This window comes from Nonomuraea sp. NPDC050478, assembly GCF_044458265.1.
In the GTDB taxonomy this organism is placed as follows: Bacteria; Actinomycetota; Actinomycetes; order Streptosporangiales; family Streptosporangiaceae; genus Nonomuraea; species Nonomuraea ferruginea.
The window spans coordinates 1-16171 of record NZ_JBITHT010000006.1; the positions used below are offsets into that span (position 1 = coordinate 1).

The 16171-nt window shown below is 68.9% G+C and carries 16 protein-coding genes, 2 tRNA genes and 1 riboswitch; of the genes, 9 read left to right on the plus strand and 9 right to left on the minus strand.

Features of this window, described 5'->3' with window-relative positions:
• Positions 1-386: 386 nt before the first annotated feature.
• The 6 genes from ACIBF7_RS28990 to ACIBF7_RS29015 all read right to left on the minus strand — a co-directional run bounded on the left by ACIBF7_RS28990 (position 387) and on the right by ACIBF7_RS29015 (position 8338).
• Complete coding sequence (locus ACIBF7_RS28990; protein ID WP_397198593.1) at positions 387-2960, minus strand: valine--tRNA ligase; 2574 nt, start codon at positions 2958-2960, stop codon at positions 387-389.
• A gap of 70 nt (positions 2961-3030) precedes the next feature.
• Complete coding sequence (gene clpX / locus ACIBF7_RS28995; RefSeq protein WP_148029965.1) at positions 3031-4314, minus strand: ATP-dependent Clp protease ATP-binding subunit ClpX; 1284 nt, start codon at positions 4312-4314, stop codon at positions 3031-3033.
• A 176-nt stretch (positions 4315-4490) separates the two neighbouring features.
• Positions 4491-5114, minus strand: coding sequence for an ATP-dependent Clp protease proteolytic subunit (locus tag ACIBF7_RS29000; protein WP_148029964.1), 624 nt, complete (start codon positions 5112-5114; stop codon positions 4491-4493).
• A gap of 9 nt (positions 5115-5123) precedes the next feature.
• Complete coding sequence (locus ACIBF7_RS29005; protein ID WP_148029963.1) at positions 5124-5756, minus strand: ClpP family protease; 633 nt, start codon at positions 5754-5756, stop codon at positions 5124-5126.
• A gap of 183 nt (positions 5757-5939) precedes the next feature.
• Positions 5940-7322, minus strand: coding sequence for a trigger factor (gene tig, locus ACIBF7_RS29010; protein ID WP_148029962.1), 1383 nt, complete (start codon positions 7320-7322; stop codon positions 5940-5942).
• Between the two features lie 149 nt (positions 7323-7471).
• Positions 7472-8338, minus strand: coding sequence for a helix-turn-helix domain-containing protein (locus ACIBF7_RS29015; protein WP_397198594.1), 867 nt, complete (start codon positions 8336-8338; stop codon positions 7472-7474).
• A gap of 233 nt (positions 8339-8571) precedes the next feature.
• Here ACIBF7_RS29015 and ACIBF7_RS29020 point away from each other — a divergent pair, with 233 nt between their 5' ends.
• On the plus strand, positions 8572-9048 hold the full coding sequence (locus ACIBF7_RS29020; RefSeq protein ID WP_148029960.1) for an ATP-binding protein: 477 nt from the start codon (positions 8572-8574) through the stop codon (positions 9046-9048).
• 10 nt (positions 9049-9058) lie between these two features.
• Here the strand turns inward: ACIBF7_RS29020 and ACIBF7_RS29025 are convergent, their stop codons facing one another.
• Both ACIBF7_RS29025 and ACIBF7_RS29030 read right to left on the minus strand, forming a co-directional pair.
• Positions 9059-9211, minus strand: coding sequence for a hypothetical protein (locus ACIBF7_RS29025; protein ID WP_187281012.1), 153 nt, complete (start codon positions 9209-9211; stop codon positions 9059-9061).
• Positions 9212-9393: 182 nt separating this feature from the next.
• Positions 9394-9470: transfer RNA gene (locus tag ACIBF7_RS29030), tRNA-Pro, on the minus strand.
• Between the two features lie 90 nt (positions 9471-9560).
• Between ACIBF7_RS29030 and ACIBF7_RS29035 the strand changes: the two genes are divergently transcribed.
• From ACIBF7_RS29035 to ACIBF7_RS29055, 5 genes are all read left to right on the plus strand, one after another.
• Positions 9561-9634, plus strand: a tRNA-Gly gene (locus ACIBF7_RS29035).
• A gap of 103 nt (positions 9635-9737) precedes the next feature.
• Complete coding sequence (locus ACIBF7_RS29040; protein WP_187281011.1) at positions 9738-9893, plus strand: hypothetical protein; 156 nt, start codon at positions 9738-9740, stop codon at positions 9891-9893.
• 89 nt (positions 9894-9982) lie between these two features.
• Entirely contained in the window at positions 9983-10615 is a 633-nt protein-coding gene (locus ACIBF7_RS29045) for a uridine kinase (protein WP_148029957.1), read from the plus strand.
• A gap of 9 nt (positions 10616-10624) precedes the next feature.
• Positions 10625-11515 (plus strand): LLM class flavin-dependent oxidoreductase, encoded by an 891-nt coding sequence (locus ACIBF7_RS29050; protein ID WP_397198595.1) that lies wholly within the window; start codon positions 10625-10627, stop codon positions 11513-11515.
• 41 nt (positions 11516-11556) lie between these two features.
• Positions 11557-12867, plus strand: a complete 1311-nt coding sequence (locus tag ACIBF7_RS29055) for a TrpB-like pyridoxal phosphate-dependent enzyme (RefSeq protein ID WP_397198596.1) — start codon at positions 11557-11559, stop codon at positions 12865-12867.
• Positions 12868-12906: 39 nt separating this feature from the next.
• Here the strand turns inward: ACIBF7_RS29055 and ACIBF7_RS29060 are convergent, their stop codons facing one another.
• On the minus strand, positions 12907-12984 hold the full coding sequence (locus tag ACIBF7_RS29060) for a 50S ribosomal protein bL37 (protein WP_371252575.1): 78 nt from the start codon (positions 12982-12984) through the stop codon (positions 12907-12909).
• Positions 12985-13126: 142 nt separating this feature from the next.
• Between ACIBF7_RS29060 and ACIBF7_RS29065 the strand changes: the two genes are divergently transcribed.
• The 3 genes from ACIBF7_RS29065 (at position 13127) to ACIBF7_RS29075 (ending at position 16163) form a co-directional block, all read left to right on the plus strand.
• Entirely contained in the window at positions 13127-13906 is a 780-nt protein-coding gene (locus tag ACIBF7_RS29065; protein ID WP_148029954.1) for a DeoR/GlpR family DNA-binding transcription regulator, read from the plus strand.
• Positions 13903-14985 carry a galactose-1-phosphate uridylyltransferase gene (galT, locus tag ACIBF7_RS29070; RefSeq protein WP_397198597.1) on the plus strand — a complete coding sequence of 361 codons (1083 nt, stop codon included), beginning with the start codon at positions 13903-13905 and terminating at the stop codon, positions 14983-14985. Before ACIBF7_RS29065 ends, galT begins: the two co-directional genes overlap by 4 nt.
• 70 nt (positions 14986-15055) lie before the next feature.
• Positions 15056-15195: riboswitch (cyclic di-AMP (ydaO/yuaA leader) on the plus strand.
• A 5-nt stretch (positions 15196-15200) separates the two neighbouring features.
• Positions 15201-16163, plus strand: coding sequence for a hypothetical protein (locus tag ACIBF7_RS29075; protein WP_364237156.1), 963 nt, complete (start codon positions 15201-15203; stop codon positions 16161-16163).
• Positions 16164-16171: the final 8 nt, after the last annotated feature.

Consider the following 16171-nt stretch of genomic DNA (forward strand, 5'->3'; position numbering starts at 1 on the left):
TGACGGGGTTGTGCATCATGCACTGGCTTTTAACACACTGTTGAGTTCTCAAGAAACGGACGCGTACACCCCGGCAAGACCCGACCAGCGGCCCCCGCCGAAGAGGCGTTCATTCGTTTCGTCTTCCGAAGTTTACCAGATCTGGACGATTTTCGCAAACCGCCTGATTCCGGGATCTTCCGGACGCCTCTTCCGAGGCAACCCTTCTAACTTACCTGAACTTTCAGCCTCTGTCCAATGACGCGCATCGAACCAGACCGGAAGCCCCGGGCCATCAGTTGGGTTGTCGGGGCGAGCTCCGCCCCACACAGAAAACTCTAGCAGCCCCTGCGGGGTCGGAAGACCTGTTCTCGGTAACGAATAGGCCTTCCCCCCGTCCGTATGGCTCAAACCCTCAGAGCGGCGAGCTGCCCTTCGAGGCGCGCGATGTCGGCCTCGGCCTGGTCGGCACGCGCCCGGACCTTTGCCACGACCTCGTCGGGCGCCTTGGCCATGAACTGCTCGTTGCCCAGCTTGGCGGCCGCCTGAGCAGCCTCCTTGCGCGCGACCGCGAGGTCCTTCTCCAGGCGCTTGCGCTCGGCGGCCACGTCGATGGCGCCGGCGGTGTCGATCTCCACGGTCACGCCGCCCACGGTCAGCCGGGCCGTCGCCGAGAACGTCTCGGCCGGCTCGGTGAGGCGGAGCAGCGAGCGGATCGCCGCCTCCTGCCGCTCCACGGCGCTGCCCGCCAGCCCCAACCTGGCGGCCACCTTCTGGCCGGGCTTGAGACCCTGGTCGGAGCGGAACCTGCGGACCTCCGTGACGACCTCCTGGAGGGCGGCGACCTCCGCCTCCGCCCGCGGATCGGCGTAGCGGGGGTCGGCCTGGGGCCAAGGGGCGACGACGATGGACTCGGCGCCGGTCAAGGCCCGCCACAGCTCCTCGGAGACGAACGGCACCAGCGGATGGAGCAGCCGCAGCAGCGCGTCGAGCACCTGGCCGAGCACCAGCCGAGTGTGGTCGAGGCCCTCACCGAGCTGGATCTTGGCCAGCTCCAGGTACCAGTCGCAGACCTCGTCCCAGGCGAAGTGGTAGAGCAGCTCGGAGGCCTTGGCGAACTCGTAGTCCTCCAGGGCGGCGTCGGCCGCCGTGATGACGCTCTGCAGCCGGGAGAGGATCCACCGGTCCGCCGCGGTGAGCTCGGCGTCGTCGAGCGGGCCCACGGCAGCGCCGTTCATCAGCGCGAAGCGGGTCGCGTTCCAGATCTTGTTGCAGAAGTTGCGCGAGCCGGCCGCCCATTCCTCGCTGATCGCCACGTCGGCGCCGGGGTTGGCGCCGCGCAGGAGCGTGAAGCGGGTGGCGTCGGCGCCGAAGCGCTCGATCCAGTCGAGCGGGTCGACGACGTTGCCGAACGACTTCGACATCTTCTTGCCGTACTGGTCGCGGACCATGCCGTGCAGGGCGACGACGCGGAACGGCGGCTCGCCGTCCATCGCGTACAGGCCGAACATCATCATCCGGGCGACCCAGAAGAACAGGATGTCGTAGCCCGTCACCAGGACGGAGGTCGGGTAGAAGCGCTCCAGCTCGGGGGTGCGCTCGGGCCAGCCCAGGGTGGAGAACGGCCACAGCCCGGAGGAGAACCAGGTGTCGAGGACGTCAGGATCCTGGATGTAGCCCTCGGGCGGCGTCTCGTCGGGGCCGACGCAGACGACCTCGCCGTTGGGGCCGTACCAGACCGGGATGCGGTGGCCCCACCAGAGCTGGCGGGAGATGCACCAGTCGTGCATGTCGTCGACCCAGTCGAAGTAGCGCTTGGCCATCTCCGGCGGGTGGATGCTGGTGCGGCCGTCACGCACCGCGTCGCCGGCCTCCTTGGCCAGCGGGCCCACGTTGACGAACCACTGCAGCGACAGCCTCGGCTCGACGACGGTCTTGCAGCGCGAGCAGTGGCCGACCGAGTGGACGTACGGGCGCTTCTCCTCGACGATGCGGCCCTCGGCGCGCAGCGCGGCGACCACGGCCGGGCGTGCCTCGAACCGGTCGAGGCCCTGGAACGGGCCGTGGGCGGTGATGACGCCGCGCTCGTCCATGACGGTCATGGACGGCAGCGAGTGGCGGCGGCCGATCTCGAAGTCGTTGGGGTCGTGGGCGGGGGTCACCTTGACCGCGCCGGTGCCGAACTCGGGGTCGACGTGCTCGTCGGCCACGACGGGGATGCGGCGGCCGGTCAGCGGCAGCTCGACGGTCGTGCCGACGAGGTGCGCGTAGCGCTCGTCGGACGGGTGGACGGCCACGGCGGTGTCGCCGAGCATCGTCTCGGCCCGGGTGGTGGCCACCACGATCTCGTCGGAGTAGCGGATCGAGACCAGCTCGCCGTCGTCCTCGCTGTGCTCCACCTCGATGTCGGACAGCGCCGTCAGGCAGCGCGGGCACCAGTTGATGATGCGCTCGGCGCGGTAGACCAGCCCGTCGTCGTACAGCTTCTTGAACATGGTGAGGACGGCCCGCGAGAGGCCCTCGTCCATGGTGAAGCGCTCGCGCGACCAGTCGACGCCGTCGCCGAGCTTGCGCATCTGGCCGAGGATCTTGCCGCCGGACTCTTCCTTCCACTCCCAGACCCGCTCGACGAACGCCTCGCGGCCCAGGTCGTGGCGGGACATGCCCTGCTTGGCGAGCTCACGCTCGACGACGTTCTGGGTGGCGATGCCGGCGTGGTCCATGCCGGGCAGCCAGAGCGTCTCGTGGCCGCGCATCCGGGCGCGGCGGGTCAGCGCGTCCTGGACCGAGTGGTCGAGCGCGTGGCCGATGTGGAGCGAGCCGGTGACGTTGGGTGGCGGCAGGACGATGCTGTAAGGCGTGCGCGAGCTGCCCGGGTCGGCGTGGAAGTAGCCTTCGGTTACCCACCGCTCGTAGCTGCGGGTCTCGACGTCGGCCGGGGTGTACTGGGTGGGCAGCTCTGGCGTTGTCACGGTGACCAATTCTAGGGAGACGGGAAAGGGAAACGCCCCATGGAGGGTGTCCACGGGGCGCTGGCCTTGCCTGGGAGGCTCAGGCCGACTTCTCTCGTGGAGTGCGTTGCTGCTTGGCGGCGAGCTGGTCGCGGGGTACGAGGGTCGGGATCGCGTGTTCGAGCACGGACTCGCGGGTGATGACGACCCGGGCGACGTCCTGCCTGGAGGGCACCTCGTACATGACGGACTGGAGCACCTCCTCCAGGATCGCGCGCAGCCCGCGGGCGCCGGTGCCGCGCAGGATGGCCTGGTCGGCGATGGCCTCCAGGGCGCCGTCGGTGAACTCCAGCTCCACCCCGTCGAGTTCGAGCAGCTTGCGGTACTGCTTGACCAGCGCGTTGCGCGGCTCGGTGAGGATCTGGATGAGGGCCTCGCGGTCGAGGTTGTGGACCGAGGTGATGACCGGCAGGCGCCCGACGAACTCGGGGATCATGCCGAACTTCAGCAGGTCCTCGGGCATCACGTCGGCGAAGATGTCGGCCGTGTCGGCCTCTTCCTTCGACCGGATGATGGCGTTGAAGCCGATGCCCTTCTGACCGACCCGCGACTCGATGATCTTTTCGAGGCCGGCGAACGCGCCACCGCAGATGAACAGCACGTTGGTGGTGTCGATCTGGATGAACTCCTGGTGCGGGTGCTTGCGGCCGCCCTGCGGCGGCACCGAGGCCGTCGTGCCTTCGAGGATCTTCAGCAGCGCCTGCTGCACGCCCTCGCCGGAGACGTCACGCGTTATCGACGGGTTTTCGCTCTTGCGGGCGATCTTGTCGACCTCGTCGATGTAGATGATGCCGGTCTCGGCCTTCTTGACGTCGTAGTCAGCGGCCTGGATGAGCTTCAGAAGGATGTTCTCGACATCCTCGCCGACGTAGCCGGCCTCGGTGAGGGCCGTCGCGTCGGCGATGGCGAAGGGCACGTTGAGCATCTTCGCCAGGGTCTGCGCGAGCAGCGTCTTGCCCGAGCCTGTCGGTCCGAGCAGCAAGATGTTGCTCTTGGCCAGCTCAAGGCCGTCGTCTCTGCCCCGGTCGCCGGACTGCACCCGCTTGTAGTGGTTGTAGACCGCCACCGAGAGCGCCTTCTTCGCCTTGTCCTGACCGATGACGTAGGCGTCGAGGAACTCGTAGATCTCCCTCGGCTTGGGCAGGTTGTCCCACTTGAGCTCGGAGGACTCGGAGAGCTCCTCCTCGATGATCTCGTTGCAGAGATCGATGCACTCATCGCAGATGTAGACGCCTGGACCGGCGATGAGCTTCTTGACTTGCTTCTGGCTCTTTCCACAGAACGAGCACTTCAGCAGGTCTCCCCCGTCGCCGATGCGTGCCACCCCAGATACTCCTTTGCGTGGGACCGCCCTGCTCTCCGCGATCCGTATCCTCCGGACCCGGTCCGAACCGCTCAGGTTTCGACGTTACCGTCTTCTGGGCCCTCAGTGAGCCCCCTAGCGGCGAGTCGCACCGGAACGTGCCCTCTTGGGCAGCGCTCCGGTGCCTCACGTCTCGTCTAGGAAGCTACGGGCTGAGCTCGCTTCTTCCTTGACGGGATTATGTCATCGATCAGACCATACGCCTTCGCCTCATCGGCGTTGAGAATTTTGTCGCGTTCGATGTCCTTTCGGACCTCGGCGGCGGACCGTCCGGCATGCCGCGCCACGATCTCCTCGAGGAGCGAGCGCATGCGGAGGATCTCCCTGGCCTGGATCTCGATGTCGCTGCCCTGGCCGCCGCCCTCGGTGGACGGCTGGTGGATCAGCATCCGGGCGTTGGGCAGCGCGAACCGCTTGCCCGGCGTGCCGCCGGCCAGCAGCACAGCCGCGGCGGAGGCGGCCTGGCCGAGGCAGACGGTCTGGATTTCCGGCCGGACGAACTGCATCGTGTCGTAGATCGCCGTCATGGCGGTGAAGGACCCGCCGGGCGAGTTGATGTAGATGCTGATGTCACGGTCGGGATCGAGCGACTCCAGCGTCAGCAGCTGGGCCATGACGTCGTTGGCCGACGCGTCGTCGATCTGCACTCCGAGGAAGATGATGCGGTCCTCGAAGAGCTTGTTGTACGGGTTCATCTCCTTCACGCCGTAGGACGTGCGTTCGACGAAGGAGGGGAGAACGTAACGGCTCTGGATGTTCACTTGCTCCCCCTAGGAGACGGGGCCCTGCGAGGGCACCTGCCGAGCGCTGCGCACGACGTGGTCGATGAAGCCGTAGTCCTTGGCCTCGTCGGCCGTGAACCAGCGGTCGCGATCGGAGTCGCGCTCGATGACCTCGAGCGGCTGCCCGGTGTGGGCGGCGATCCGCTCGGCCAGCATCTTCTTCACGTAGAGCATCTGCTCGGCCTGGATGGCGATGTCGGCGGCCGTGCCGCCGATGCCGCCGGACGGCTGGTGCATCATGACCCGCGCGTGCGGCAGCGAGTAGCGCTTGCCCCTGGCGCCCGCCGACAGCAGGAACTGCCCCATCGAGGCGGCCATGCCCATGACGACCGTGGAGACGTCGTTGGGCACGTATTCCATCATGTCGTAGATCGCCATGCCGGCGCTGACCGAGCCGCCCGGCGAGTTGATGTAGAGAGTGATGTCGCGCTCCGGATCGTCAGCGGCCAGGAGCAGCAGCTCGGCGCAGATCCGGTTGGCGATCTCGTCGTTGACCTCCTGACCGAGCACGATGATGCGCTCGCGCAGCAGGCGCTGGTAAAGCTGATCCTCAAGCCGGAAGGCCGAGCCGTTTTCACGGCCTCGCGACTCAGGCTGGAAGAAGGTCGGCGGGCTGCTCACAGCTTCACCTTCCGATGCGTCGTAATCGATGGGCTTTGCTTGTGACCCTAACGCGCGCCGCCCACAGGTCATGCCCGGTCCACGGGGTGTTCGCTGACGGCGCATGCCGCCGGGAACGCACGAAGCCTCCGGCCCGCCCGCGACATCGGGCCGGCCGGAGGCTCCGGACGGGCGTGTGCGTGGCTACGCCTCGGCCTTCTGCTCCTCGGACTCCTCAGCCGGCTCCTCGGAGGCCTCTTCGCCGTTGATCTCGGTGTAGATGGCCTTGAGGTCGACCTCGCCGCCCTCGCTGTCGACGACTTTGGCGGCATCGCCGAGCACGGCCTTGGCCTTGTCGCGGACGATCTCGACCATGGCCAGCGTCAGCTGGTCGTTGTCGGCGAGGTGCTGGGCCAGCTGGTTGGGCTGGACGCCCATCTCCATGGCGCGGCGGACCACGAAGTTGGTGAGCTCCTGCTCGGAGACGCCGAGCTCCTCAGCCTTGACGATCTTGTCGAGCACGAAGCCGACCTTGATGGCGCGGGCCGAGGCGGTCTCGAACTCGGCGAAGCGCTCCTCCTCGGTCGTCTGGTAGAGCCGGAAGTAGGCGTCGCGGCTCAGGCCGCTCTCGGCGATCTGGTGCTCGAGGTTGTGCTTGCGGGCGTCGATCTCGGCCTTGAGCGCGCTCTCGGGGATCGGGACGTCGATCTTCTCCAGGAGCGTGTCGAGCGCCTTGTCGCGGGCCTGCACCACCTGGTCGATGAGCTTGGTGCGGCGGACCTGCTCGCGGATGCTGCCCTTGAGCTCGTCGAGCGTGTCGAACTCGCTGGCGAGCTGCGCGAACTCGTCGTCGAGCTCCGGAAGCACCTTCTCCTTGACCGACTTGACGTTGATGATGACGTCGGCCTCCTGGCCGGCGTTCTCACCGCCGACGAGCTCGGTGCGGAAGCTCTTCTCCTCGTCGGCGGACATGCCCACGAGGGCGTCGTCGAGGCCCTGGAGCACGGAACCGGCGCCCACCTCGTAGGAGACCTCGCTGGCCTGCTGCTCCTCGATGTTCTCGCCGTCGATCTCGGCCCGCAGGTCCATGACGACGTAGTCGCCGACGGCGGCCGGGCGCTCGACGCCGGTCAGCGTGGCGAAACGCTGGCGGAGCGCGTCGAGCTGCTCGTCGACGTCGGAGTCGGCGACCTCGGCGGAGTCGACGGTGATCTCGACGCCCTGGTAGTCGGGGACGTCGAAGTTGGGACGGATGTCGACCTCGGCGGTGAACTCGATCTGCTCACCGTCCTCGATCTTCGTGACCTCGATGTCCGGCTGGCTGACCGGGAACACGTCGACCTCGTCGACGGCCTGGCCGTAGAGCTTGGGCACCGCTTCGTTGAGGGTCTCCTCCAGGACGACCGCCCGGCCGAAGCGCTGCTCGATGATGCGCGCCGGGACCTTGCCAGGGCGGAACCCGGGGACCCGCACCTGCTGCGCGACCTTCTTGTACGCCGCATCCATGCTCGGGCGCAGCTCGTCGAACGGCACCTCGACAGTGAGCTTCACCCGGGTCGGGCTGAGCTCCTCGACAGCGGTCTTCACGGGGTGGTCTCCTTGATCAAGCTTCGAGTGTTCGCAGGCGCGTCCATTCGGTACGGCTCGCGCGCCGCGCCCACGTAATCGGTGCTGGGCATGCTCCGCAACGGCGGCATCCAAGCGCCACGGTCAGTCTAGGGCAGACCCAGCAGCTCTCAGAACTCATCCGCGATGGCGCGCAGCAGCTCCACAGTCTCGTCAGGCGTGGTGCTGACGGCGCACAACCGTTCCATGACCTCGGTGTAACGATCGACGTCCTCACGCTTGTCCAGGTAGAGGGCGCCGGCGAGCTGCTCGACGTAGATGACGTCGGGCAGGTCGTTGTCCGGGAAGCGCAAGATGGCGAACGCGCCGCCCTCCGCGCTGTGACCGCCGAAGCTGAACGGCATGATCTGAATCGTGATGCTCGGCTGGCGCATCAGATCGATCAGATGCTCGATCTGGGCGCGCATGACCTCGGCGCCGCCGATGGGCCGGCGCAGCGCCGCCTCGTCGATGACCGCCCAGAACACCGGGCCGTCGGGCTTGTCGAACAGCCGCTGACGTTCCAAGCGCAGGTCGACGCGCCGGGAGATCTCGTCGGGGCTGAGTCCGGCGGAACCGGCGGTGACGACCGCGCGCGCGTACTCCTTGGTCTGGAGCAGGCCGGGGACGAACTGGACCTCGTACGTCCTGATCCGGGCGGCCGCCTCTTCGAGGCCGACGTACGCCTGGAACCAGGTGGGGAGGATGTCGTTGAAGCGGTGCCACCAGCCCGGCTCGTTGGCCGTGGCCACCAGGTCGAGCACGGCGCCGCGCGCCTGGTCGTCGGTCACCCCGTACAGCGTCAGCAGGTCGGCGACGTCACGCTCCTTGAAGCCGACCCGGCCGAGCTCCATGCGGCTGATCTTGGATTCGGAGCCTCTGATGAGGTGCCCCGCCTCCTCGCGGGTGACGCCCTTGCTCTCCCTGAGCTTGCGGAGTTGGGAGCCCAGAAGGATGCGCAGCGCCGTAGGGCCGGAACCCGGCTGGTTCTGCGTCACTTTGCCTCCTATCAAGGTCCGCACCACACAGTGACACCACATCGCCGGGTATGACAAGGTCTCAGCTCGGTGTCCGATTCGGATATGTTCCGGTACATCGACCATGCTGCTGCACCTTGCGAATGCACGTGCATTCGGGTCTTGCAGCGACGCCCGGTCGTGACCCATGATGGCTTAGTGCATTTTGGGCCAAACATGCACTAAGCCGATGGCAACTGGGAGGTAACGGCGGGATGGTGGAGGATCCTCTGGCCACTGCCGACTGCCTCCAGATCACCCGTGAGGTGGGGTTCGACCAGTTGCTCACGTCGGCCAAGCCGTACACCACCGCGTGCCCCCTCCCGTTCCAGGCCGACTCGGTCAAGACGGCCAGAGACGTCACCCGCTCCACCCTCGCCCGCTGGGGCCTGTCCGAGCTGGGCGACGACGCCGCCCTGGTGGTCTCCGAGCTTGTCACGAACGCCGTCAGGTACGGCATGTACGCGCACGGCAGCAACGAGATCACCCTGCTGCTGATGAGGGTGGCGCCGCACGTGCTGCTGGCGGTCGCCGACCCCAGCGACGACGTGCCGCGGCGCAAGGAGCCCGACTTCATCTCGGAGAACGGCCGCGGGCTCTACATCGTGGAGACGTACAGCCAGTGCTGGGGCTGGGACCCGCTGAGGCGCGGCGGCAAGGCCGTCTGGGCGCTCTTCCACGCCGGCCCCTGACAGACCGGCCCTAGGAGCCGCGGCGGTCCAGGAAGAACCACGCGCCCAGGCAGAGCAGCGCCATCACGCAGAGGAACGCCACCAGCCCTCGCCCTTCCACGACGAAGGCGGTCACCACGAACACCGCGGCCGCGCCGGCGGCCAAGGAGGAAGTGCGTATCACAGGGGCATTGTGCCGCACCGGGCGAACCATGCGACTCCGGACCGGCCTCTCAGGCCACGGCGGACGAGCACACCACCCGACCTCCTACGACCCGGGCCAGGCGTCCCGGCACAGGGTCGTCCGAGAACCTGTGACGGCCGGCTCCGCCGGTCGCTCCCGGTCTCAGGAAGCGGCTTTCAGGCTGGTCGGGGCGACAGGATTTGAACCTGCGACTTCTTGCTCCCAAAGCAAGCGCGCTGCCAAGCTGCGCCACGCCCCGTGGCGCCGGGGTACGCACGCGCTCCGGGACTCCGGTACGCTTACGCCCTGACGACCGGATGCAGTCTAGACCAGACTTCGACCGGTTCGCGCGGACGTAGCTCAATGGTAGAGCCCTAGTCTTCCAAACTAGCTACGCGGGTTCGATTCCCGTCGTCCGCTCCACATGCGAAGGCCCAGGCCAGGGAGACGATCCCGCCGCCTGGGCCTTGCTGTTGTCTGATGGAACCCCGGGTCGCCTATGATCAGCACGACGGCAGGAGGCCCCGTGATCTTCCATCCGTACGCGCTCTGCGCCCTCGTCATCATGCTCGGCGGAGTCGCCCTGTTCGTCGTGATGAGCATCCATCTCTGGAAGCTGTTCTGCGGAAGCGCCCCCGGCGGGGACACTCGGCTCTCGGACGATCGCGAAGACTCCGGGTAGTCAGTGGCCGGGGTGAAGCCAGTGCGATCTATCACAAGGCACTCGGTGAGGCCCGCCGTCCTGGAGCGGGCGGCTCGTAGGCTCGGGTGATGGGTGTACGACCGATCTCGGCCGAGGGGCTGGCCGAGGAGCTCGCCGACAGGGTCGCGGGGTGGCCGCGCGAGGCGTGGGTGCGGGTGGTGGTCGACGGGGCGCCGGCGGCCGGGCCGGGCGAGCTGGCCGATCGGCTCGCGGGGCCGTTGCGGGTGCGCGGGCGGGAGGTGCTGCGGGTGTCCGCGGACGACTTCCTGCGGCCCGCGTCGCTGCGGCTGGAGTTCGGGCGCACGGATCCGGACGTGTTCTACGACGAGTGGCTCGACACCGGGGCGCTGCTGCGCGAGGTGCTGGAGCCGCTGGGGCCGGGGCGCTCGGGGAGGGTGCTGCCCGCGCTGTGGGACAGCGGGGCCGACCGCGCCTACCGCGTGCCGTACCGGACGCTGCCGCCCGGCGGGGTGCTGCTGCTCGACGGCACGCTGCTGCTGGGCCGGGGGCTGCCGGTCGAGCTGGCCGTGCACGTGTGGCTCTCCCGGGGCGCGCTGGAGCGCCGCACGCCCGCGGAGGAGCGGTGGCGGTTGCCGGCGTACGAACGGTACGAGCGCGAGGTGCGGCCGCAGGAGGCCGCGGATGTGGTGGTACGGGCGGACCATCCGGATCGGCTGGCGATCCGGGCCGTGAACGGGTAGGTGACGGTTATGGCTGATTATGGACGTCCGCTGGAGTTCGGCTACTTCCTGGTGCCCTATGCCGATGATCCGCTGGTCGAGTACGCGCGGCTGGCCGACGGACTGGGGCTGGACCTGATCGGTGTGCAGGATCACCCGTACCAGCGGCGCTACGTGGAGACCTGGACGCTGCTGAGCGTGATCGCCACGGCCACCGAACGGGTGCGGGTGTTCCCTGACGTGGCCAGCCTGCCGATGCGGCAGCCGGCCGTGCTCGCCAAGGCGGCGGCCACCCTCGATTTGCTCAGCGGCGGCCGGGTGGAGCTGGGGCTGGGCGCCGGGGCGTTCTGGGACGCGATCGAGGCGTACGGAGGAGCGCGGCGCACGCCCGGGCAGGCGATCGGCGCGCTGGAGGAGGCCGTCGCGGTCGTCAGGGCGATCTGGAGCGGCGAGCGCAACCGGCGGTTCGACGGCGAGCACTACCGGCTCAGCGGCGCGCAGGCGGGGCCTGAGCCCGCGCACCCGATGGAGATCTGGCTCGGCGTCGGCGGGCCGCGGGCGCTCGCGCTCACCGGCAGGGCCGCCGACGGGTGGCTGCCGTCCTCGTCGTGGGCGCCGCCGGAGCGGCTGCCCGAGCTGCAGGCGCGCATCGACGAGGCCGCGGAGAAGGCGGATCGCCGGCCGCGGGACGTGCGCAGGCTCTACAACGTCAACGGCACCATCACCGGAGGCCCGAGCGAGGGCTTCCTCAAGGGCCCGGCCGGGCAGTGGGTGGACGAGCTGACCGACCTGGCGGTGGCCTACGGGATGGACACGTTCATCCTGTGGCCGGAGGGCGACCAGCGGGAGCAGCTGACCAGGTTCGCCGAGGAGGTCGTGCCGGAGGTGCGCCGCCAGGTCGACGCGGAGCGACGCGCCTGACGGGACTGGATCGTGACCGGCGGCGGGAGCAGACTGGGACGATGATCCCCAGCAACTGGTACAACATCGTTCCCGATCTGCCCGCCCCGCCTCCCCCGCCGCTGCACCCGGCGACCAGGCAGCCGATCGGTCCCGATGACCTGGCGCCGCTGTTCCCGATGGAGCTCATCCGTCAGGAGGTCGGCCAGGAGCGGTACGTGCCCATTCCCCAGGAAGTGCTCGACGTCTACCGGCTGTGGCGGCCGACCCCGCTTATGCGGGCCCGCAACCTGGAGAAGTCGCTGGGCACGCCGGCGCGCATCTACTACAAGTACGAGGGCGTCTCCCCGGCTGGCTCGCACAAGCCGAACACGGCCGTCCCGCAGGCGTACTACAACGCCCAGGAGGGCGTGCGCAGGCTCACCACCGAGACGGGCGCCGGGCAGTGGGGCAGCTCGCTGGCCTTCGCCTGCGCCCAGTTCGGCCTCGACTGCGAGATCTGGATGGTGCGGGCCTCCTACGACCAGAAGCCGTACCGTTCGGCGCTGATGCGCGTGTACGGGGCGAGCGTGCACGCCAGCCCGTCGCCCGTGACGCAGGCCGGCAGCAAGGTGCTGGCCGAGTACCCCGGCTCCCCCGGCAGCCTGGGCATCGCGATCAGCGAGGCGGTCGAGGTCGCCGCGTCGGCCGACGACACCCGGTACGCGCTCGGGTCGGTGCTCAACCACGTGCTCATGCACCAGACGGTGATCGGCGAGGAGGCGCTGGGGCAGCTGGAGGAGATGCCGGACGTCATCGTCGGCTGCACCGGCGGCGGGTCGAACTTCGGCGGCCTGGTCTTCCCGTTCCTGCGCGAGAAGCTGGCCGGGAACATCGACCCGGTCATCCGGGCCGTCGAGCCGGAGGCGTGCCCGTCGTTCACGCGCGGCCGCTACGCCTACGACTTCGGCGACACGGCGGGCCTCACCCCGCTCATGAAGATGCACACGCTGGGCCACGACTTCGTGCCCGACCCCATCCACGCGGGCGGGCTGCGCTACCACGGCATGTCGCCGCTGCTGTCGCACATGTACGAGCTGGGGATGTTCGAGGCGGTCACCCGCTCGCAGAGGGAGTGTTTCGAGGCGGGGGTGCGCTTCGCCAGGACGGAGGGCATCCTGCCCGCACCGGAGCCGACGCACGCGCTGGCCGAGACCATCGCGGAGGCGCTGCGCTGCAAGGAGAGCGGGGAGGAGAAGGTGATCCTGACCGCGCTGTGCGGGCACGGCCACTTCGACCTGGCCGCCTACGAGCGCTACCTGTCGGGCGAGATGGAGGACTTCGCGCTGCCGCAGGAGCGCATCGACGAGGCGCTGAGCGGGCTGCCGGCGTGAACGAGGACCCGCCGCCCGCCGGGCGGGCGGCGGTGTCCGTCAGCGCGCGGTGGGGCGCTTGCCGTGGTTGGCCTTCTTCTTCTTGCGTGCCTTGCCCTTGCGTGCGCGCCTGGCCATACGGTCACCTCCCGGTGGTCGGGGTACGGGATCCGACCCAACGTCCCTCTTCACCGGCTTCCCGGCAAGGCCTGGGGTTACCTAACATTCCCCAACATATTCGTGTCATAATTTGGTGGAATCTGTTGGAAGGAGCGGGGGCGTGCTCGCACAGCAGCGCCAGCAGGCGATCCTCGAACGCGTGCGCAGCAAGGGCGGTGTCCGGGTGGCCGACCTCGTGCGCGAGCTCGGCGTCTCCGACATGACCATCCGCCGGGACCTGGAGGTGCTCGCCGACCGGGGGCTGCTGGAGAAGGTCCACGGCGGCGCCACCGCGGTCGGTCCCGGCTCCACCGAGGAGCCCGGCTTCACCGCCAAGTCGGCCAGGCAGCAGCAGGAGAAGGAGGCCATCGCGCGCCGCGCGGCCCAGCTCGTGCGCCCCGGCACCGCGGTCGCCCTGTCCGCCGGCACCACCACCTGGGCGCTGGCCCACCATCTGATCGGCGTGCCCGAGCTCACCGTGATCACCAACTCGATCCCGGTGGCCGACGTCTTCCACCGCAACGCCCGCGCCGACCGCACGGTCGTGCTCACCGGCGGCGTGCGCACCCCCTCCGACGCGCTCGTCGGCCCGGTCGCGGTGGCCGCGATCCGCCGCCTGCACGTCGACACGCTCTTCCTCGGGGTGCACGGGATGAGCCTGCGCGCCGGGTTCACCACTCCCAACCTGCTGGAGTCCGAGACCGACCGTGAGCTGGTCAGCGCCGCGCACCGGCTCGTGGTGCCGGCCGACCACACCAAGTGGAACACGGTCGGCATCAGCACCATCGCCGAGCTGACGGAGGCCGACGTGGTCATCAGCGACGCGGGGCTGCCCGAGGAGGCACGCAGGGAGCTGGCCGACAGGGCCGGAGAGTTGATCATCGCAGAGGGGGCAGCGTGAAGCGCACCATCACCGAGCTGGCCGACGGCCGGGAGCTCATCTACTTCGACCGGAGCGACGGCGCCGACCGCAGCGCGATCGACCGGCGGCCGCTGGACCCTCGGCCGGTGGCGTCGGAGCTGCGCTACGACCCGCTGACCGAGGAGTGGATCGCGATGGCGGGCCACCGGCAGACCCGGACGTTCCTGCCGCCGCCCGACGAGTGCCCGCTGTGCCCGTCGTCCGACACGCGGGCGTCGGAGATCCCGGCGTACGACTACGACGTGGTCGTGTTCGAGAACCGCTTCCCCTCCTTCTCCGGCAATCTCGGGACTTATCAGGATGTCGGGGGGCTGAGCGAGGTCCGGCCGGGCATGGGGCGGTGCGAGGTGGTGTGCTTCACCTCGACGCACGACTCGTCCTTCTCCCAGCTCTCCGACGACCGGGTGGAGCTGGTCATGGATGCCTGGGCCGACCGTACGGCCGAGCTGTCCGCGCTGGAGGGCGTCGAGCAGGTCTTCTGCTTCGAGAACCGGGGCGAGGAGATCGGCATCACGCTCTTCCACCCGCACGGGCAGATCTACGCGTACCCGTACGTGACGCCGCGCACCAAACTGCAGCTCGGGGCGGCCCGGCGGTACGCGGAGCGGCGACAGGGCCGCAACCTGTACGCGGACGTGCTGGCCGCCGAGCGGGAGGCCGGGGTCCGGGTGGTGGCGGCCAACGAGCTGTGGACGGCGTTCGTGCCGGCGGCCGCGCGCTGGCCGTTCGAGGTGCACCTCTACCCGCACCGGCAGGTGCCCGACCTGGCGGCGCTGTCGGAGGCCGAGCGGTCCGCGTTCGCCCCGCTCTACACCTCGGTGCTGCGCGCGCTGGACGGGCTGTTCGGGGTGCCGATGCCGTACATCTCGGCCTGGCACCAGGCGCCGGTCCGGCAGGACCGCGAGCTGGGCTACCTGCACCTGGAGCTGTTCTCCATCAGGCGGGCCCCGGGCAAGCTGAAGTATCTGGCAGGATCCGAGTCGGCCATGGGCGCGTTCGTCAACGACGTGCTCCCCGAAGAAGCCGCACGCATGCTTCGATCACAGGTAGATCACTAAGAGATTTCCGTTTGACTCGCATTACTTGTGATCTACCACTACTATCCCTTCCAGCACGACCGTAAAGCGCCGTGTGAACATGCCTAATCCTGGGCGAGTTGCCCAGGAGCCGGGGACCCAATCGCACTTGGGGTGAATCCACTTCGGTGGTAGGGAGCGCTCCCGTACCCGAACCCGTCAGCTAACCCGGCCGGCAGAGGGAGAGGACCCATCACGTGGCGGCAGCGTCCCCCGCGCATCTTGCCATCGGTTTCGTCACCGCCGCGGCGGTGCTTTTCACCCCGGCCCTTACCACGTCCGCGGCGGCGGACCCCAAGCCCGGCGAGCAGCAGCTCCGCAGGGAGCTGAAGCAGCTCAACGCCAAGGTCGACAAGCTGATCGAGCGCTACAACCTCAAGCGCGTCGAGCTGGCCGAGGCCCGCAAGGCGGCGGAGGAGGCCGACAAACGGCTGGCCACCGCCGAGCAGACCCTGAGCTCCGCCGAGGACCGGGTCGCCGAGCTGGCCCTGCTGCAGTACCAGAGCGGTGGCATGCAGCTGCCGAGCCTGATCCAGTTGCCCGACGGCCGCAACGCCGCCCTGCTGGCGCAGCTCACGGCCGAGCAGCAGGCGCTGGTCGACAAGGTGGCCGAGGCCCGCGACGAGACGAAGAAGGCGGCCGACGAGGCCACGGCGCTGACCAAGGAGATCGAGTCCGACGCCGCCGAGGTGGCCGGCCAGCGCGAAGAGGCCGAGGGCGTCATCAAGGACATCGAGAAGAAGCTGGAAGATCTGGTGCCGATCGCCACCGGCCGCCGTTCCGACGGCACCTGGGCGCCGCAGCTCCCGTCGGGCGCCGACAACATCACGCCCCGCACCCGGCTGATGAAGACCGAGATCGCGAAGAACTTCGCCCTGCCGTTCAGCGTGGGCTGCTTCCGCTCCGGGTCGAGCGGCGAGCATCCGCTGGGCCGGGCCTGCGACTTCATGATGAGCACCGGCGGCTCGATGCCGTCAGGGACCAACACGGCCCTCGGCGACCGCATCGCCGAATGGGCCGTGCAGAACCGCGGCAAGCTGGGCGTGAAGTACGTGATCTGGAAGCAGCGGATCAACCACGGCTCGGGCTGGAGCGGCATGTCCGACCGGGGCAGCATCACCGAGAACCACTTCGACCACGTGCACATCTCGATGCACTGAGAAGGGGA

Coding starts and splice junctions, on each gene's coding strand:
- ACIBF7_RS29020 (WP_148029960.1), top strand. CDS start 8,572: ATGGTGGAGGATCCTCTGGCCACTGCCGACTGCCTCCAGATCACCCGT.
- ACIBF7_RS29045 (WP_148029957.1), top strand. CDS start 9,983: ATGGGTGTACGACCGATCTCGGCCGAGGGGCTGGCCGAGGAGCTCGCC.
- ACIBF7_RS29050 (WP_397198595.1), top strand. CDS start 10,625: ATGGCTGATTATGGACGTCCGCTGGAGTTCGGCTACTTCCTGGTGCCC.
- ACIBF7_RS29055 (WP_397198596.1), top strand. CDS start 11,557: ATGATCCCCAGCAACTGGTACAACATCGTTCCCGATCTGCCCGCCCCG.
- ACIBF7_RS29060 (WP_371252575.1), bottom strand. CDS start 12,984: ATGGCCAGGCGCGCACGCAAGGGCAAGGCACGCAAGAAGAAGAAGGCC.